Below are 17,104 nucleotides of genomic sequence, written 5' to 3'. Positions count from 1 at the left end.
AATGAAAACTAGATACACCCCATCTGATTCTCAAATTCAACCATGGCCCTTCTAAAAGAAAACTAGATACATCCCGTCTGATTCTCAAGTTCAACAATGACCCTTCTGAGGAGCTCTGAGTCGAGATTCCATTTATCCCCCTGAAGCTCAATGAGGCCCCGGAGTTCAAGTTCCTCAAGTTCGCTGCTACTGGCAGGTATTTCATCCCCTCCAAGGGGGCCCTCCTTTAAAAGACTCAATATATTCTTTTCCCTCAGGGTTAGGCTGTTAAGTTCAGCGATCCATGGGAAGGCTATCTGCTGAAACTTTGCCTTGAAATTCTCCTCAAGGAGCGCGGGACCATATATGATTCCATCGGATAGTACATTCAGAAAGCTGTCAATGAATAGAGGCATGCCCTCTGTGATCTTGTGGATGTATTCTATTCTGCCCGAACAGCCCTGAAACCAGGTGCCCTGCACCTTATGTACCTTTCTGTGTCTCTTTCTGTGAGGGGTGGCACATCAACAACAGCCGCCCTGGGTAGTTCCTCCTGAATATCCCTTATAAGTCTTCTGCTGTACCTCGCTGCCACAGCACACCTCATGCAGTGCATCTGTGACATCTTCCATGCATCTGTGAAGGTAGATTTTTCAGGGGGCATGCTGTCAAGGAGCAGATTCCACTCCACGGTTCTTGCAAGAACAGTTATCCTCCTGAAGTCAGGTATGCCCTCATGGGTCCTTCTGATATCGGTGCACCTCATATCAATGAAGGTTGTTCTTGCGGGGTTTTCCTCCTGGATTCTCCTGAGAATAGCAGTTTTACCGGAGCCCATCTTACCCGTCACAACCACAAAGCCGGGGTCATTGAGGGCTTCATTAATCCTTCTTATCTCCTTTTCTCTTCCAAAAAAATCGTTTGTCTTGTTTAAAGAGATTATGGGCATTGAGGACACTTTAATTCCTTATAGGTTAAGATGTGTCCATGAAAATGATTTAAAGCACTGCAAGTTCGCCTGCAGAGGTTATCTCAAGTTTTTCACGGTCTATGAACCCCATGTCACGGAGTTCCCTTATGTGGTTGTATGTCATCCCCCTGCTTATACCTATCTTGACTGCAAGGTTCTTAACCGATGTTTCACCGGCCTTGAGTTCCTCAAGGACCTGTTTCTTGGTCTTGGAGATCCCGAAGCTCAGTATTGGGAGGTCTATGAGTTCACTGTCCTCCTCGGTCACGTACACTATGCGCTGGACATCATGGTTCCTGGCATAGCAGCCGAAGAGTGCGCCGAGTGCCTGGGTCTTCCTGCCACCGCTTATGTTAACCACCACGCGCCTTCCGTTGGCCCTTTCCTCATCTATGATCTCAACCATGTCCTTTGCAATGGTGACAACATCATAAAGGCTTGTCTCAAAGGTCGTTATCTCAACGAAGTTGCCCAGGGTGTCTCTGAGGACCTGTTCGACCTGTTCCTTCTCCCTTGGCGCCTTGTCCTCCTTGAGCAGTACAACCTTCTTTGGTGAGAACTGTGTTATGCAGAACATCACCGGCTCAATGGAGTATATTGTGGATATCAGCGTTGTATCCATTATTATCACGTCCCTTAAGTTTTCCTATCCCAAAGATTTGTTCAGGGAAAACAATTCATTAAATATGGTGTTATCTTATTCTGATCATTCTATATATATTTTCCTCTATACAGATTGACATTCAGAAATGACTCCTTTTTTATTCTCAATCATGGGATATCTTGTAAGGTGTCAGTTAAAAGAGGGATATACCCCATTACATTATACCGAATTTGCTCATACCATTCAGATGATGGGTGCTTTATGATGATTGCGCCATCATATGTCATGAGGTATAATGAAGTTAATGGGTGAATGCAGAAAATTCATGATGAAAAATTGTACCACAATTCTTAAAAAATTTATTAATGTAAATGAAAAAAGTAAACATTTAAATATAATAACATGCTTACTGAATAGTTGGCTGAATTGCCATTATTAGAGATGGTGTTGTCCATATGAAGCTAAAGTACTTGTGTCACAGAAAACCAGAGAGAACATTTTCAGTAAGAGGTCACTATTTTCCTGTATGTTCAAGGTGTACAGGCATATACACAGGTGCATTTGCATACTTCCTATACGCATACCTCACAGTGATTGAATATGACATCACTCTGATAATAGCGGCGTTACTTATGATGGTGCCAACATTTCTAGACGGATTCACACAGCTGCTTGGTTACAGGGAAAGCAACAATCTGCTGCGATTTTCAACCGGTCTTGCAGCCGGTGTGGGAATGGGTATACTCACAAAGGCACTGAAATACTTCATACTCCATCTCTGAACAATTCTGGATCAAAAAAGAGGTTGATAAAATGAGCTGGTGGGATGAACAGAGTTCAGCAACCAGGGCAGGTGTTATCATTGGAGCACTGTGTCTTGGTTTTATACTTGTTGTTGCAATAGGCGGGATGATGTCGCCAGACAACACCGCTACTGAAGCTCCCAGTGCAGAAAAATCAAACACACAGGCCCAATCTGAAATCAGGGTTGAGGATATTGAAGTCGTCTCAGAGGGCTATGGAAGTTACTCTGTGAAGGGAAAGATAACGCCACTCAAGGACTTCTCCTACCTTGAGATGCATCTTAAGTGGTATGACTCAGAGGGAAACCTGCTTTACGACAATCCACTCGCATGGAACATCAATGATGCGAAAGCAGGTCAGCCAGTTAAATTCAGCACCATGGACATCATTGACTCAGGAACCCCCGTGAAGGTTGAACTGCTGATATTCACTGACCTGGCGACTGACGATGACTCGGCCATATACAGAACAACCCTGAATGTCTGATGGAGGTGAATTGTAATGAGTGATGCTGTAGAAATATCAAGGACACTTGAACTTGTCCTTGGGATAATTGGGGCGATCTTCGGTTTGCTTGGAGGACTTTTTGCCATTGTACTTTCGGTTTTCGGCTCTGAACTCCTCTATCTGGGTATCAGTGCAATACTGGCCTCAATTGTGGGGATCATAGGATCAGTATATGTGAGGAACAACCCCAGAAGGGGCGGTGTGATCCTAATAGTCAGTGCTATCTGGCTTCTTATAAGCATATCTGCCTATGCAATCCCTGGAACAGTTTTCCTTGGTATCGCAGGCATTCTCGGGCTGATAAGATAGCCCCAATTTTATTTTTTTAACTGGAGGTGTGCATTTGAAAAGGTGCTCAAACTGTGGATCAGAAAACAGAAGAGATGCTGTCTTCTGTTCCAGTTGCGGGTTTAAACTTAACTCAGGGGGGAGTAACAGCTGGTGGAAAAAGCAGAGCCAGACATCAAAGTTTCTAATAGCTGCTGGACTCCCAACGATAATAATCCTCTTCATTGCAGTTGCAGCCATGGTATCTACTGATTATAGTACTGATTACAGTGATGATTCCAGTTATGATAGTTTGGAGGCGAGTGGTGGGTCAGAGTTAACAGATTCACCCGGGAATAAATTTCAGGGAAATGGTATCTCATTCAGTTACCCAGAGACGTGGAGTATCTCCCCAGAAGAAGAGGGGGGTTCAGATGCAGTTGTCAGTCTTGAATCCTACAAGGGTGGTGTGAGTTCAATCATGACAGTCTATAAAAAGCCAGGATCCCTTGATGCTGAAACACTCAGGGATATCTGGCTTGAGGTGTGTTATGAAAATGGGGATATTGTGGAAGATGTGAGAGAACTTGAGGTTGATGGCAACAGAGCATATTCCATCAAATCATCGTATTACTCCTCAGAGTATGGATACGGAGAGCAGGAGTACATTGCATTCACCGACGGCATATATGAATACTCCCTGCTTTTCACCTCTGATGACATCTCACTTATACAGGATGATATAGACACAATTATAAGGAGTTTCAGGGTTGAGTGATATGGATTCCGACAGGATGATTCCGGTTATTGCAACGGTTATGGTGGCTCTTCTGTTGACAGCCGGTGCACTGCAGCTACTCAGGGGTAGCAGTGTTCCAGAAAATAAAGTTGAAACCGCAACAGTTGAAAAAACCTCAGACGGATACCAGCTGAACCTTCAGGCGGTCATTGAACTTGCGGAGATGGACTCAGGTAACGGTACAGTGAACTACAGGGGATTCAACTTCACAGGCCCCCAGTTACTATACATCTTTGCAAGGGGGGTTGTGATGCTGGAACTCAATGAGACAGGAAAGATCCATGTGGGTGAATACAGTGGCCCTGAGGACCCCTATGGATTCATGGATACCGTTACCCTTACAAGGAGCGAATACACCGATATGGCGGAGCGCACATACACATGGATGGACGCCAATGGCAGAAGCCCCAACCATGTTGGTATCTATGTTGAGGGATCCCCCGACATAACCCCATCCCTTGCAAGGAAGATCTTCAGACAGGTTCTGGTTGAATACAGGAGGACAGGGACTCTACCTGAAGTGGTGAGTGCCTGAATACCCTTTTCTTTTTATAGAAAACTAATAACCATTGTTGAATAAACAAACTTTTATCCTCAAAGTATCAAACGGGAAAACAGTATACCAATGGAAGTTCAGTATGCAGAGAAAATTGATCCTATCACTCATAATCACAGGAGCCCTAATCACGGTTTACCTGCTGAACCCCTCATTCCACAGCACAGATAGGAAGGAAGCTGTGGTTCTGGGCTCTGATAAGATGGGCACAGTTGAGAAACTTGGACCCTACGGGAACAGGGACTCAGAGGTGAAAATAGCCTACATAACAGGGGTCCACCCCCTTGAGGGGGACTCCCACAGGGCATTGCTGCAGGCCCTTGAGGAGAACCAGGATAAACTGAGGTACACGTACTTCGTATACCGGGTCAACGTTACATTTAACCCGGAGGACTACGAAAAGGGGAGGATGGCAGGACAGCTCCTTGCACGAAGATACGTGGTCCCCGATGTATCCCGGGGTAACTACAGCCTGGCAGTTGATGTGCACTCCAACAGGGGCAACTATGGTATGAGAAGGTTCGTTTTCACGCCACTCCCCCATGAGCAAAGCAGGATGATAGCCCTGAAACTTGCATCCAGGATCAGCTGGCTATCCTACTACTTCCCTGAGTCACAGACAAGCCCCGCCTATGTAACGGAACCCATAATTCAGGGAGGAATACCCGCCATACTCTATGAGAACTACATGTACCAGGACTACCCAGAAACCCTGGAACATGCCAGGGAGTTTGTAATAACCCTTGACTCCACTGACATCCCCTCATAAACCCTGAAAGAGACCATCCACAACCAGTGCCAGAGAAACCCTGAAAAAACGGGAGATCAGCATGAATGGATGACAAAACCGAGAAATTAATATACTCTTTTTTACATATATTACACTGTGGTTCTGATGATACACTACAGAATGGATCAGCCAGAACGGGTGAGGTGCAGTGTCTGCGGTGGAGTTGCAGATGAGGTTGAGGAGACATACCCTGAATCAGGAAATTTCATCCTGGTGATCTACAGGTGCCGCGACTGCGGCCATCTCGAGAAACGACAGTACGGTAAACCCGTGAAGATTATTGATTGAGGTGATCTTGTGGTTGATGTATGCGCTGCGAATGGATATGATGTGATATCAGAAAAACTGAAGACCCTCCTTGGACTTGAAAAGTCCCCGGTGGCTATAAAACTCGTTCTAAGGGAGGATGACCTTCCTGAGGGCGTTGAAAAAATAGAGAAACCTGCAAGGCACTGTGAAATGGTCCAGATGGCCGCTGCAGGAAAATCATTCTATGCAACGGCAGAGGCCCAGGCATGCAAGGGTGGTGCAGATGCCCTTGGAATAGACGAGGCACCAGAGAAGGTCAAAACAGGAGAGTTCTACTACAACCTTGGCCGCTTTGCAAGCTTTGCATCCGCCAAGCGAACCTTTGATGAGATACCATCCGTTGACCTCAGGTTCTACGCCGCAGTATACGCGCCCCTTGAGGATGCAACCTTTGACCCTGACGTCATAGTCATCATCTGCAACCCTGCCCAGGCAATGAAGATCTCACAGGCCCTCGTCTACACCTTAGGTGGTCGCGTTGAGGCAGACTTCTCAGGTATACAGTCACTCTGTGCAGACGCAGTTGCAGGTCCCTACATGAGGAAGAGGGCAAACATAACCATGGGGTGCAGCGGTTCAAGGCAGTACGCAGGTGTAAGGGATGATGAACTCATAGTGGGACTCAACGGCGAGAACATAGGGTGCGTTGTCAACGCCCTTGAGGCCATAAGCCAGTAGGCTCACTCAAAAAAACATGGGGTGATGATTGTGGTTGAGACAAAGACCTTCAGGATCCTTGAGGATGTTGCTGACCTCGAGGAGAAGATAAAAAAGTATGAGAGTGAGGCGGACCAGGAACTTGTTATAAACTGGATCTATGACACCCTTGAGATCCTCAGGAGTGTGGGTAAGCTCCTTGAGGAGATTGAGGATAGACTGGATCTTCTTGAAGAGGAGACCGAGGAAAAAGAATTCTAGTTGCATGGTCTCCTATTTTCTTTTAAACGCAGACTAGACCCTGCCTCCAAATTATTCCCTTTTAACTCCAAAATAGTCCATTATTCTGAGGTAATCACTGTAGTGGTTTATATTCACAAGTTCAGTGGGGTCTGATGCCTCAACACCGTACAGCCTGATGCCATCATCCACCATCAAACGGAGCAGAGGATTTATATTTCCATCACCCATTGGAAGGTACCTTTTAAGGAGCTCTGAGCTCGCTGCAAGGGGCATCCCGAGGCCCTCGGCACTATCAAGCCAGCCACTCCTTCCCCTTGCAAGTACCGAAACCGTCTCAGGGCCAGCGTGTTCACCGATCCTCCACATGGTCCCGGGGGATACCGCAGGCTGGTCTCCGGCAATGCAGAGTATGATTTCACCCGAAGCAGATAGAACACCATTGAGGAGTGACGCCGAGAGTGGAACATCAGGAGGATCATTCCTCACAATCTCCACATCCATACCAGATATCGCAGCCTCTACCTCCCCTGCATGGTGGCCTGTTACGACGATGCACTCATCCACACCCGCCCTGAGCACGGAATCCAGAGTTTTCTCTATTACAGTAACTGAGTCGAGGGGGAGCAGTAATTTGTGGACAGGCTCAAGGCCGAGTTCCACCATGTCCCTGCACATACGGCTACCCCTCCCTGCCGCTGTAACAACCGCTGAGATCAACTCCACCACCCTATGCTGGTTCAAGCCTGTAGATTCTGGCGTATATTGTTGTACCTGCACCTGCACCAGTCGTCCACATCTCAATGAGTACCGGGTACCTTCCTGTATTTCTGACCTTTATCCCGGTCGCCGGGTTGAAGCCGAATAGAACCGCATGGAACTCCCAGGTCATTCCCCTGGGGAGTGGCATTCCTGCATCAGTGACAACGGCCCTGAGGGCCCTTGCAGGTGGACATGACCCGTGGGACGCGTATCCACCGGGGGCCTCAGGGTCCCTTGATGCCGTGAACCTGACGGTCTCCTTACCTGAACCCTCACTTCCAGGTGGAATCACAGTGCCATTCCACGCCGCCGCGAATGCCCTTGCATTGAAGGCCCTCTTGTTATCATCGTACTGGGGGTATGAGCCCAGGTAGCTCACTGCAGATGATACCAGGACCTTCCTGTAGCCCCCCGTGTACACCATGACAGGCGCCCCTGAGGGGTAGTTCTCCATGTACTCAAGGACATCCCCACCAAATAGTTCCTCTATCCTCTCTGGTGGAACAGGGAGCCTGCCGTCGCTGAAGTTGGATAGCTGGTAGTCCAGGACTATCTCGTCGCCCTCATCAGCCCTTCTGAACCACCTCTTTATCCTGTTGACTGATTTGTACCTGTGGGGGACGGTGCTGTTACTTATACTATCCGCCGGGACAAATCTAACCTTCCTTCCGTTCTCAATGATATCCATACCATTGCTTCTCTTGACACCATAGGTGTAGGGTGTCTTGTAGGCCCAGAGGAAGACAGGTGGCTCCTGAACCACCAGTTTGTCACCTGAAACCCTCAGTACCCCTGGACCGTCCACAGTGGATCTTCCTGAGGGGTCTATCCCGGAGGTCATCTCGGATATCGGGACATGCACAGCCCCTGTGAGGATCGCTTGAAGGAGGTTTCCAGGGTCCATGTAGTTGAATTCATCAAGTATGTAGTCAGGGTGGAGTATGAGAGGGACGCTCCTCACCCTGGACTCATCGATGACGTCCTGGCCCTTCAGTACCGTGCTTCCAGGCTCAAGGGCAGCTATCTCCAGCGGGTGCTGGGGTTCAACACTTCCCTCAATGTATGCACCTGATGCTGTTATGATGGCTGCCACAATAACCAGTAAAATGATGTGCTTACCTGATATAATCCTCTGCATATCTGAATCCCCCCTCACCGATTATGAGTACGGTGTCACCTGGTTCTGCAATTTCAAGGGCCTTGCTGATAGCCTCCTCAACCTGTTCACGGTTCGCTCCAAGGGTCCCCGCCCCTGCACGTTTTCTGCTGGATTCTATATGGACCACCCTCTTACCCAGGATACTGGAGGATCTTCTTGCAGCATAGGAGGCCGGTATAACTGTGTCTGCATCCTTCAGGAGCGATGAGATTTCCAGGTCCCCATCGATTCCGCTCTCAGATGCCACGGTGTTTACGACTATCAGTCTTCCATCGGTACCCTTAAGTTCCTGCATCACCGCCCTCACGCCGGCCGGGTTGTGGGCGTAGTCAAGTATGACCCTTGGTGAGTCCATCAGTTTCTGGAACCTTCCCCTCACACCACTGAATGACTCAATTCCCCTCACTGTATCATCAATACTCACGCCAAGTGCCCATGCGGCGGCAGCGGCTGCCAGCGCATTGTAGACATTGAAAATCCCTGGTGTCCTGAGTTTCACATCCCTCATCTCGGAGCCTATTACCAGTTTGAAGCCTGCGGCTGATGCATCAATGGCCATGACCTGAGGCTGGGGTCTCCGGTAGCCGCAGACACACTGGTAGTCCCCCAGGTGCCCCATGGTCCTGCGCGTATATTTGAGGTTGTTGCCGCATTTGGGGCATTCCCTCCCCTCAGGCATGACAGGCGCCGACTCCATACTCTGGATACCGTAGAGCACCGCTCTCTCCTCCCTCAGTTCCTCTGCGAATGATGCGACGATGGGGTCATCGGCATTGAGTACCATAACCTCTGCTGTATCAAGGATCTCCCTCTTGCAATCAATGTAATCAGAGAACCTCCTTCCACCTGAAAGGTGGTCCCTTGATATGTTGGTTATGACGCCCACGGAGACCCCTGAGAGAAGGGCTGACTGCCTTATCTCACCCCTCCTCCCGAATGTCCCTATCTCAACCACCGCCACGTCCCCCGGGAGTCTTGCCTGGAGGGCCGGTACCAGTTCGGTGTTGCCCTGTATGTTGAGGTGGTGCTCTGGCACAGACTTTCCGGCAGACCTCATTATGGATTTGAGAATACCGGTGGTCGTGGTCTTTCCATTGGTCCCTGTGACCCCCACCACCGGTTTCTCAACAGGACACATATTCAGGACGTCCTCAACACCTATCACATCAGCGTCAAGTCCACTGATAAGGTCAAGAACCCTTCTGTTATTCTCGAGGGCGGGTGTGATGGCTATGGTGCCTGCGCGCCTGAGGACATCCATGCTGTGACCCCCAAGGTCAAGTTCTATTCCCTCCTCCCTGAAGACCTCCTCGAGGTGTGTGCTTTCCTTCAGATCCGAGACAATTACCCGGTAACCCCTGGCCCTGAGGTTCCTTGCCATGAGGCTCCCCACATTTCCGCAGCCTCCAAGGACAACTGTGAAGTCCCTCATTGACTCTATGGCCCTCTCAATATCATCCCTCACATTATCATAGGCGTTGACAACCCCTGGGCCCAGGTGTAGTACCGTATCCCCCTTTTCTGCGATTTCAAGGGCCCTCCTTATGCTAGCATATACGCTCTCGGTCTTTATGGTTTTATCCCTGCCGGCACCCCCTTCAACCTCAGAGGCCGCTTCCATGTCAATCTTACCTGTTGTCTCATTCTTGCCGCTCACAATCAGTATATCGGCTTTCTCACCAAGTATCTGGCCTATCCTGTACTTGTCCCTCACTGTGAGGGTGTCAGGGTTGTCCAGGCTTATTATCAGCCTTCCCTTGAATTCAATGCCCTCAAAGAGTTTCTCCATACTCTCAGGATTGTGGGCTGCGTCCATATAAACAGACACACCATCAACATGATCTATGAATTCAAATCTACCCTTTATACCCCTGAATTCCTCTAATGCATTTTTAATATCCCTAATGTCAAATCCGAGTACCAGTGCAACGGTTATGGCTGCAAGGGCGTTCTCCACATTGAAGAGACCCGGTACCCTGAGTTTTATCCTCTCGGTGAGGGGCCCAATATGGACCACCCCATCATGTTCCTCACAGTTTAAAGATCCGCAGGTGCTGCAGAGGGCAGTCGGTATCTCTGAGACCTTCAGGGTGAACTCCGACCCCTCAAGACCCATGAGGTCTATATCTGTTGCGCTGACCTGTGGTTCTGCAGAGCCACTGAAGGTTCTATCCATGAACTCAACCTTCCTTTCATTCCCCAGACCATAAACCACACTTTTAACCTCAAGGTCATCCAGGAGCCCCGCGATGACCGGGTCATCTCCACAGAGTACCAGAATACCCCCAGGGGCTATGAGGTTCTTTATTGAGAAGTTCCTCTCAATGTATTCATCGTAGTCCCTGAACTCATCCATGTGGTCTGGTGTGAGGTTTGTCACAACACCAGCCACTATTTCAAGGCCATCGGCCATCCTTATTGTCCCATGTGGGAGTTCAAACACGGCCATGTCCCTGTTACTCACATCACCATTCACCACAAGTTCAACGAGTCCCTCAATGACCAGTGAGTCCTGGATCGATGAGAATGACACCGTCCTGTAGCGTGATGAGAGTATGTGGTCTATCATGTTGGTGGTTGTTGTCTTTCCGTCTGTCCCTGCAACTCCCACCATGGGGATGCCTATGAGCTGGTTCAGGACCCTCCCTATGTCTGATGTTGTTATGTGAATAAGATCCTTCTCCACACTCTCCAGCATCCCCCGTACCGGTGCATCAGAGGGGATGCTGGGTGATACGAAGACGGCGTCGGCCCAGAGCATGTCCTCAATCCTGTGACCCCCTAACCTGAACCTTACACCCTCCCTTTTCATTTCATCTATTCTCTTCCTGGCCTTGGGGGGCAGTTCATCCAGTTCCCTGAGGTCATTTACAAGCACACTGTTCCCAAGGTGTCTCAGCAATCTTGCGGCGGGTCTGCCAGCGTTTCCAGCTCCAAGCACAAGCACTTTCATGTTCCTGATCAATTTATGCACCCATAGATCTCTTTTAAGTTAAAAGTATTCATGGTCATGAAGTAATAGTTATTATCAATCCAGATTTTCCCGGATGCTAAAGAAATATGCTGTCCAGTTATTAATTATGGGTTATTCATATATACCACTTACGCAGGTGATGCTGTTCATTCACAGGAGGAGATCTCCTCGAGTTTTTCCTGGACCCTGATTATCCTGTCCTGACCGTTTCCACCCACGAAGATCCTCCTGTATTTCCTGGAAAACTCAAGGACCATACCGGGGATTTCATCAGGGTCATCAACCGTTATGACCTCTGATGGGATTTCAAGGCCCTCAAGGTATTCCATTACCATGTCAACCGTGTCCTCAAGGCCAGGGAATATCACAAGGACCTCCGGTGGTGACTCTGCAACCTCATCAAGGATACGGAGGCGCCACTCCTCTGACCTCCTGGGGGTCCCGATGAACATGACATCGAATTCTGATTCTGAGAGTACTGCCCTCAGGGCATGGGGGTTGTCGGTTTTACCTGCCACAACATATGCTCCGTTAATGATGAAGGACCTTATACGGCCCCTCACAGGCTCGAAACCGGCAAGCCCTTCCCTTATGATATACTCTGGAACCCCAAGATACCTGAGGGCCTCTGATGCGGCCCCTGCGTTCAGTCTGTTGAATCCACCCTCAACCCTCAGGGGCCCGGTGTACTCACTGTAGGTCCTGAGAAGCCGGGGAGCCTCCCTGAGTTCTCCATCTGACTCCGCGGGGCCGACTACAGCATCCCTTCCCTTCAGAAATTCTGCCACCATCCGCCTGTAGTTCTCCATTGACCCGTGGAAGTCCATGTGGTCCTCGCCAAGGTTTGTGAGGACCACGAGGTCAATATCAAAGCACTCTGATGCGAATTCCAGGGTCATATCGCAGACCTCCACCACCAGGTAGTCGAATTCCTCCTCAGATGCCCTTAAAAAGAGTTCTGTGTAACCCTCAAATCCGCCGCCAGCATTTCCGCCAAGAAGCACCCTTTCACCTGCACATTCAAGTACATGTGCCATCATTGTGGCTGTTGTGGTCTTTCCATTGGTCCCTGTGACCACAATGGTTTTGGGCTTCCTGTGGCCCTCAAGGACCCTGCAGAGGAGTTTATCCCTGAACCGCTCCATGAATTCAGTTTTTATCATTGATGGGCTGATTACAACCGCATCTGCAGCCCCTATCTTTTCCGTGTCATGAAAGCCAAGGTCAAGGTCAACTCCCTCAGGTTTTGCAGGGATTTCGCGCCGTATGTCACTTGCATATACGCTGTGACCCCTTCTCTTCAGTGACTCAACTGCCCTTAAACCCTCAGCTCCAAGTCCCAGCACCGCAACCCTCATTGCTTCACCGATATTAACTGTTAATCGTCTCCTGAATCCTCATCATCAGAAACCCCATATTCCTCCTTGAGCTGGGCTATTATATCCTCGTTCTTTGAAACCTCTGGTCTGAGAGGTTTTTCCTCTTCCTCCCTGGACCTCTTACGTTTACCTATAAATACAATCAGCAGGATGATCGCTACAACCGCAAGGATCACGGCCACCACAGTTAATATAACCTCCAAGCTCACAGGCGGAGTTTCAGAAGCTGCCCCGGGTCCCATTACCACACCTCAGTTTTATATAAATAATCATACAATATATATCTTACATGATAATGAAGGATAGAGGTGGACAGGGGGTGCAGAGTACATACTTCTTTTTGCAGCCATCATAATAATCGCAGTTGCAGCCCTCTACATATACAGCTCCTACTTCAAAATCCCGGGAAACGAGACAGTTGAGGTGAAGCTCACAATAACAAACATCGGCCCATCAAAGAGTGTCTTTATCTATGAGGCCAATAACACCACCGGTGGTGGTAGCAGGCACATCGTATCGGGGGACCCTGGTAATCGCTTTTTCCTCCTCCAGCCAGGTTCAAGCATGACCTTTAACCTTGGCCGGATGAGTGCCGGAACCAGCTTCACGATTGAGGGTGGTGTCGGTGATCCAAGAAGAGGCGCGAGCGACCTCAAGGGTATAGGCCAGATGGGGAGGTGGACACTGAAGATAGGAAACCAGACCTACTCCTGGACCATCAGCGGCCCGTTTGACTACCGTAAGAACCCCACCGGAAGTGTCCTCATGTCATTCTCCATAGCAGGGGGCGGAGGATCACCCTTCAGGTTCACCGCAGACCAGGCCCAGGTGCGGGGTAACGTATCAAGGTAGGTGCCAGGGATGAAAAAATACAGGAAGGCCACCTTCGGTGCCGGATGCTTCTGGGGAGTTGAGGATGCATTCAGGAGAATCAGGGGTGTTGTATCCACCCGTGTGGGGTACATGGGGGGCCACATGAAAAACCCCACCTATGAGGATGTCTGCACCGGACTTACAGGGCATGCAGAGGTTGTTGAGGTCACCTTTGACCCTGCCCTTGTAAGCTACAGTGAGCTCCTCGATGTCTTCTGGAGCATCCATGACCCCACAAGCCTCAACAGGCAGGGGCCGGACGTGGGTGAGCAGTACCGTTCAGTGATATTCTACCATGACGATGAACAGAGGAGGCTGGCAGTGGAGTCAAGGAGGAAGCTTGAGGAGTCAGGGAGGTTCACTGGGAAGATCGTGACGGCCATTGAACCAGCAGGTACCTTCTATGAGGCCGAGGACTACCACCAGCAGTACCTCGAGAAGAACAGGACACAAAGATGTTATCTCAGGAGGCTACTCTGAGGGCACTGCCCTGAAATAGAAGGTGAGGTGAATGTTTAAATGAAGGAGGTCAGGGATGATGTTGCACTGGTCCTCTACGGTGAGGCCGGGCAGGGGATACAGACCGTTGAGGCACTCCTTATAAGGGCCTTCAGTGCCACGGGGTACCATATATTCTCCTCCAAGGAGTACATGTCCCGTGTGCGTGGCGGTGAAAACTCCACACTCATAAGGGTCTCGTCAGGGCCTGTGAGGGCATTCGTGGACCGTATAGATGTCCTCTTTGCCCTGAGCCCGGGAGCAGTGGACCACCTTAGGGAGAGAATCAACGGGACACTGATTATTGCAGATAAGAGCCTCGGTGAGGAGGACGCCATTGACCTTCCCATACTGGAGGAGGCTGAGAAACTGGGTGGGCGGATATTCGCCAATGTTGTGGCTGCAGGTGCCGCAGCCCGTCTCTTCAGGGTAGAAGAGAGTGTCTTTGACGATGCCGTAAGGTCACTGTTTGAGCGTAAAGGGCCTGAGATCCTCAATGCAGACCTTAAGGCTGGCAGAAAGGGGTATGAACTTGGTGAGGAACTAAAAAACCACCTGAAAGTCTCTGTTGAACCGGACCCCTCTGTCAGGAAACACGTAATCCTCAACGGTACTGAGGCCGTGGGCCTCGGGTGTATAGCAGGGGGGTGCAGGTTCATGTCATCCTACCCCATGACCCCCTCAAGCCCCCTCCAGATATTCATCGCAGAGAATGCCGATGAATTTGATATGGTATTTGAGCAGGCTGAGGACGAGATTGCAGCCATAAACATGTGCCTTGGAGCGTCATATGCAGGTGCCAGGTCACTTGTTGCAACCTCAGGGAGTGGTTTTGCCCTCATGGAGGAGGCCGTGGGCCTTGCAGGGATGATAGAGACCCCTGTTGTCATATACATTGGTCAAAGGCCCGGGCCGGCGGTTGGTCTCCCCACGAGGACGGCCCAGGAGGACCTGAACCTGGCCCTCTACTCGGGACCCGGAGAGTTTGCAAGGAGCATATTCGCCCCTGGGAAACTCGAGGATGCTCCTGAAATAGCGGCCCATGCATTCAACCTTGCAGACAGGTACCAGATACCCGTCTTCATACTATCAGACCAGTACCTGGCGGACCTCTACTACAACCTCCCGGCACCTGAAATCAGAGTGGAGCCAGAGTATCATATCATAGAAACGGATGCCAGCTACAGGAGGTTCAGCCTCACAGAGGAAGGTATCTCCCCCCGGGGGATTCCAGGCTACGGCTCTGGACTTGTACGTGTTGACTCAGATGAACATGACGAGGACGGCTTCATAACAGAGGACCTCAATATAAGAATGAGAATGGTTGAGAAGAGGAATCTGCGCCTTGAAATGCTCAGGGACGATGCACTCCCACCTGAGGTCTGGGGTGACGACTCCAGTGCAGTGATATGCTGGGGCTCCACCTACTGGCCTGTGAGGGAGGCCATTGAGTCATCTGATGCCGAGGTCACCATGGTGCACTTCAGTCAGGTCTACCCCCTGGCACCTGATACCCGTGAGCTTCTCGAATCATTTGATGTGACAGCCGTCGTTGAGAACAACTACCGGGGACAGTTTGCTGATCTCCTTAAACTTGAGGCCGGCTTCGAGGTTGACCATCGACTCAACAGGTACAATGGTATGCCCTTCAGTGTTGAGGAGATAAGGAAATTCATAGGGGAGGTTTTTGAATGAAACCCGAGGACTATGACCTTGAGGCAGACGTGGCATGGTGCCCTGGTTGCGGTAACTTTTTGATTCTCCGGGCCCTCAAGATGGCCCTTGCAGAACTTGATATACCACCTGAGAGGCTGGTGCTTGTCTCAGGTATAGGTCAGGCAGGTAAGCTCCCCCAGTACCTGAAGTGTAACTACTTCAACGGCCTTCATGGGAGGTCCCTCCCGGCTGCTGTGGCAGTAAAGGCCGTGAACCCTGAGCTCACCGTTATCGATGTGAGCGGTGATGGCTGCATGTACGGTGAGGGCGGCAACCACTTCATCCACAACATAAGGAGGAACCCTGATATAACAAACATCGTCCATAACAATATGGTCTATGGCCTCACAAAGGGACAGGCGTCCCCCACCAGCCAGCCGGGCTTCAGGACCCCTGTGCAGGTCCACGGTGTCTTTGAGGAGCCCTTCAACCCCCTTGCAGTGGCCATTGCCCTTGGGGCCACCTTCGTTGCCCGGGCCTTTGCAGGTGATATTGAGAGGACCAGGGACATTCTCGTTGAGGCCATCAGGCACCATGGCTATGCCCTCGTGGATATCTTCCAGCCATGTGTGACCTTCAACCGTGTCAACACATTCCAGTGGTTCCGTGAGAACACCTACTACACCAACCATGACACCTCAGACAGGACGCTTGCCTTTGAGAAGTCCCTTGAGGGTTACGGTTCAGGGAAGTTTCCGCTGGGTGTGATCTACCGTGCTGAGGGTGGAACGACGTTCGAGGAGAACCTCAGTATATACCATGGGGATGCAACTCCACTGTGGAGGAGGAGGCATGATCCTGGTAAGCTGAAGGCCCTCATTAAATCAAAGATGATGCTTTAATGTGTATTTTAATTGACCATGCTTTTAATCATTGTACTGGAGAATCTGGTATGGAAGTCAGGCTTTACATAACAGAGGGTGACATTGAGGACCACCATGTCTTCATGGAGAAACTCGGCCTTTCAGGTCTCAGCTGGAGGCAGACGGACCTCGAGGATGCAGATGCTGTGATAATCCTTGTCGGCCTCTGGGGAACCATGAAGGAAAAGATAATGGATGATGTTAAAAGGGCCCTGAAACTCTCCAGGCCCATAATAACCGTGAGGCCCTATGGCCTTGAGAACGTACCGGTGGAACTTGAAGAAGTGAGTTCCGAGATTGTTGGATGGAACCCCCACTGCATAGGGGAAGCCATTGAGGACGCAGTTAATCCAGAGGACAAGAATCAAACCTGATAAAATTGATGCAGGTAATCACAA

At 50.0% G+C, this 17,104-nt stretch carries 22 protein-coding genes; 14 read left to right on the top strand and 8 right to left on the bottom strand.

The genetic code is table 11. The features are described from left to right. Positions 1-62 precede the first annotated feature (62 nt). From FVF72_RS09470 to FVF72_RS08915, 3 genes are read right to left on the bottom strand one after another with little or no spacing between them, the layout of a single operon-like run. The gene (locus FVF72_RS09470) at positions 63-461 is read right to left on the bottom strand and encodes a hypothetical protein (protein WP_255503721.1); all 399 of its coding nucleotides are present in this window, start codon (positions 459-461) and stop codon (positions 63-65) included. Further along, positions 422-928: an ATP-binding protein gene (locus FVF72_RS09465; protein WP_255503719.1), complete on the bottom strand. Its 507-nt coding sequence runs from the start codon at positions 926-928 to the stop codon at positions 422-424. Before FVF72_RS09465 ends, FVF72_RS09470 begins: the two co-directional genes overlap by 40 nt. A gap of 49 nt (positions 929-977) precedes the next feature. Then, positions 978-1,571, bottom strand: a complete 594-nt coding sequence (locus FVF72_RS08915) for a CRISPR-associated transcriptional regulator Csa3 (RefSeq protein ID WP_013295725.1) — start codon at positions 1,569-1,571, stop codon at positions 978-980. A gap of 437 nt (positions 1,572-2,008) precedes the next feature. On the opposite strand from FVF72_RS08915, the gene FVF72_RS08910 reads away from it, so the two are divergent. The 9 genes from FVF72_RS08910 to FVF72_RS08870 all read left to right on the top strand — a co-directional run bounded on the left by FVF72_RS08910 (position 2,009) and on the right by FVF72_RS08870 (position 6,503). Further along, positions 2,009-2,335, top strand: a complete 327-nt coding sequence (locus FVF72_RS08910; RefSeq protein ID WP_147671913.1) for a DUF2085 domain-containing protein — start codon at positions 2,009-2,011, stop codon at positions 2,333-2,335. A gap of 31 nt (positions 2,336-2,366) precedes the next feature. Next, the gene (locus FVF72_RS08905) at positions 2,367-2,843 is read left to right on the top strand and encodes a hypothetical protein (RefSeq protein WP_147671912.1); all 477 of its coding nucleotides are present in this window, start codon (positions 2,367-2,369) and stop codon (positions 2,841-2,843) included. 15 nt (positions 2,844-2,858) lie between these two features. Continuing rightward, positions 2,859-3,173, top strand: a complete 315-nt coding sequence (locus FVF72_RS08900; protein WP_147671911.1) for a DUF4064 domain-containing protein — start codon at positions 2,859-2,861, stop codon at positions 3,171-3,173. Positions 3,174-3,207: 34 nt separating this feature from the next. Beyond that, positions 3,208-3,909: a PsbP-related protein gene (locus FVF72_RS08895; protein ID WP_187239635.1), complete on the top strand. Its 702-nt coding sequence runs from the start codon at positions 3,208-3,210 to the stop codon at positions 3,907-3,909. A gap of 1 nt (position 3,910) precedes the next feature. After that, positions 3,911-4,465: a pseudomurein-binding repeat-containing protein gene (locus FVF72_RS08890; RefSeq protein ID WP_147671909.1), complete on the top strand. Its 555-nt coding sequence runs from the start codon at positions 3,911-3,913 to the stop codon at positions 4,463-4,465. A gap of 103 nt (positions 4,466-4,568) precedes the next feature. Beyond that, positions 4,569-5,255 carry a hypothetical protein gene (locus FVF72_RS08885; protein ID WP_147671908.1) on the top strand — a complete coding sequence of 229 codons (687 nt, stop codon included), beginning with the start codon at positions 4,569-4,571 and terminating at the stop codon, positions 5,253-5,255. A gap of 126 nt (positions 5,256-5,381) precedes the next feature. Further along, a complete protein-coding gene (locus tag FVF72_RS08880; RefSeq protein WP_147671907.1) occupies positions 5,382-5,564 on the top strand; it encodes a hypothetical protein in 183 nt (60 codons plus the stop codon). A 9-nt stretch (positions 5,565-5,573) separates the two neighbouring features. Continuing rightward, the gene (locus FVF72_RS08875; protein ID WP_147671906.1) at positions 5,574-6,263 is read left to right on the top strand and encodes a DUF169 domain-containing protein; all 690 of its coding nucleotides are present in this window, start codon (positions 5,574-5,576) and stop codon (positions 6,261-6,263) included. Positions 6,264-6,293: 30 nt separating this feature from the next. Then, complete coding sequence (locus FVF72_RS08870; protein WP_147671905.1) at positions 6,294-6,503, top strand: hypothetical protein; 210 nt, start codon at positions 6,294-6,296, stop codon at positions 6,501-6,503. Between the two features lie 51 nt (positions 6,504-6,554). Here FVF72_RS08870 and FVF72_RS08865 read toward each other — a convergent pair whose 3' ends face one another. The 5 genes from FVF72_RS08865 to FVF72_RS08845 form a co-directional block, all read right to left on the bottom strand. Continuing rightward, positions 6,555-7,208, bottom strand: coding sequence for an NTP transferase domain-containing protein (locus tag FVF72_RS08865; protein ID WP_242451118.1), 654 nt, complete (start codon positions 7,206-7,208; stop codon positions 6,555-6,557). A 4-nt stretch (positions 7,209-7,212) separates the two neighbouring features. Beyond that, positions 7,213-8,382 (bottom strand): hypothetical protein, encoded by a 1,170-nt coding sequence (locus tag FVF72_RS08860; protein ID WP_147671903.1) that lies wholly within the window; start codon positions 8,380-8,382, stop codon positions 7,213-7,215. Next, positions 8,360-11,356, bottom strand: coding sequence for a Mur ligase family protein (locus tag FVF72_RS08855; protein ID WP_187239634.1), 2,997 nt, complete (start codon positions 11,354-11,356; stop codon positions 8,360-8,362). Before FVF72_RS08855 ends, FVF72_RS08860 begins: the two co-directional genes overlap by 23 nt. A gap of 167 nt (positions 11,357-11,523) precedes the next feature. Next, complete coding sequence (locus tag FVF72_RS08850) at positions 11,524-12,735, bottom strand: Mur ligase family protein (protein WP_013295738.1); 1,212 nt, start codon at positions 12,733-12,735, stop codon at positions 11,524-11,526. Between the two features lie 20 nt (positions 12,736-12,755). Next, on the bottom strand, positions 12,756-12,998 hold the full coding sequence (locus tag FVF72_RS08845; RefSeq protein ID WP_147671901.1) for a hypothetical protein: 243 nt from the start codon (positions 12,996-12,998) through the stop codon (positions 12,756-12,758). 181 nt (positions 12,999-13,179) lie between these two features. On the opposite strand from FVF72_RS08845, the gene FVF72_RS08840 reads away from it, so the two are divergent. Genes FVF72_RS08840 through FVF72_RS08820 form a run of 5 tightly spaced genes read left to right on the top strand, consistent with a single transcriptional unit; the run spans position 13,180 to position 17,080 of the window. Continuing rightward, a complete protein-coding gene (locus FVF72_RS08840) occupies positions 13,180-13,608 on the top strand; it encodes a hypothetical protein (RefSeq protein ID WP_013295740.1) in 429 nt (142 codons plus the stop codon). A gap of 9 nt (positions 13,609-13,617) precedes the next feature. Beyond that, positions 13,618-14,109: a peptide-methionine (S)-S-oxide reductase MsrA gene (gene msrA / locus FVF72_RS08835; RefSeq protein WP_013295741.1), complete on the top strand. Its 492-nt coding sequence runs from the start codon at positions 13,618-13,620 to the stop codon at positions 14,107-14,109. Positions 14,110-14,148: 39 nt separating this feature from the next. Continuing rightward, complete coding sequence (locus FVF72_RS08830; RefSeq protein WP_147671900.1) at positions 14,149-15,822, top strand: 2-oxoacid:acceptor oxidoreductase subunit alpha; 1,674 nt, start codon at positions 14,149-14,151, stop codon at positions 15,820-15,822. Next, positions 15,819-16,685, top strand: coding sequence for a thiamine pyrophosphate-dependent enzyme (locus FVF72_RS08825; protein ID WP_147671899.1), 867 nt, complete (start codon positions 15,819-15,821; stop codon positions 16,683-16,685). Before FVF72_RS08830 ends, FVF72_RS08825 begins: the two co-directional genes overlap by 4 nt. Before the next feature lie 50 nt (positions 16,686-16,735). Beyond that, on the top strand, positions 16,736-17,080 hold the full coding sequence (locus tag FVF72_RS08820) for a hypothetical protein (protein ID WP_147671898.1): 345 nt from the start codon (positions 16,736-16,738) through the stop codon (positions 17,078-17,080). Positions 17,081-17,104: the final 24 nt, after the last annotated feature.

The organism is Methanothermobacter sp. KEPCO-1, assembly GCF_008033705.1.
In the GTDB taxonomy this organism is placed as follows: domain Archaea; phylum Methanobacteriota; class Methanobacteria; order Methanobacteriales; family Methanothermobacteraceae; genus Methanothermobacter; species Methanothermobacter marburgensis.
This window is presented reverse-complemented; position numbering and strand designations above follow the sequence as displayed.

Bases quoted from the DNA above. Each gene is read 5' to 3' on its own strand.
- FVF72_RS08905 (WP_147671912.1), top strand. From the start codon at position 2,367: ATGAGCTGGTGGGATGAACAGAGTTCAGCAACCAGGGCAGGTGTTATC.
- FVF72_RS08885 (WP_147671908.1), top strand. From the start codon at position 4,569: ATGCAGAGAAAATTGATCCTATCACTCATAATCACAGGAGCCCTAATC.
- FVF72_RS08900 (WP_147671911.1), top strand. From the start codon at position 2,859: ATGAGTGATGCTGTAGAAATATCAAGGACACTTGAACTTGTCCTTGGG.
- FVF72_RS08880 (WP_147671907.1), top strand. From the start codon at position 5,382: ATGATACACTACAGAATGGATCAGCCAGAACGGGTGAGGTGCAGTGTC.
- FVF72_RS09465 (WP_255503719.1), bottom strand. From the start codon at position 928: ATGCCCATAATCTCTTTAAACAAGACAAACGATTTTTTTGGAAGAGAA.
- FVF72_RS08830 (WP_147671900.1), top strand. From the start codon at position 14,149: ATGAAGGAGGTCAGGGATGATGTTGCACTGGTCCTCTACGGTGAGGCC.
- FVF72_RS08910 (WP_147671913.1), top strand. From the start codon at position 2,009: ATGAAGCTAAAGTACTTGTGTCACAGAAAACCAGAGAGAACATTTTCA.
- FVF72_RS08820 (WP_147671898.1), top strand. From the start codon at position 16,736: ATGGAAGTCAGGCTTTACATAACAGAGGGTGACATTGAGGACCACCAT.
- FVF72_RS08845 (WP_147671901.1), bottom strand. From the start codon at position 12,998: ATGGGACCCGGGGCAGCTTCTGAAACTCCGCCTGTGAGCTTGGAGGTT.
- FVF72_RS08860 (WP_147671903.1), bottom strand. From the start codon at position 8,382: ATGCAGAGGATTATATCAGGTAAGCACATCATTTTACTGGTTATTGTG.
- msrA (WP_013295741.1), top strand. From the start codon at position 13,618: ATGAAAAAATACAGGAAGGCCACCTTCGGTGCCGGATGCTTCTGGGGA.
- FVF72_RS08850 (WP_013295738.1), bottom strand. From the start codon at position 12,735: ATGAGGGTTGCGGTGCTGGGACTTGGAGCTGAGGGTTTAAGGGCAGTT.
- FVF72_RS08855 (WP_187239634.1), bottom strand. From the start codon at position 11,356: ATGAAAGTGCTTGTGCTTGGAGCTGGAAACGCTGGCAGACCCGCCGCA.
- FVF72_RS08915 (WP_013295725.1), bottom strand. From the start codon at position 1,571: ATGGATACAACGCTGATATCCACAATATACTCCATTGAGCCGGTGATG.
- FVF72_RS08825 (WP_147671899.1), top strand. From the start codon at position 15,819: ATGAAACCCGAGGACTATGACCTTGAGGCAGACGTGGCATGGTGCCCT.
- FVF72_RS08890 (WP_147671909.1), top strand. From the start codon at position 3,911: ATGGATTCCGACAGGATGATTCCGGTTATTGCAACGGTTATGGTGGCT.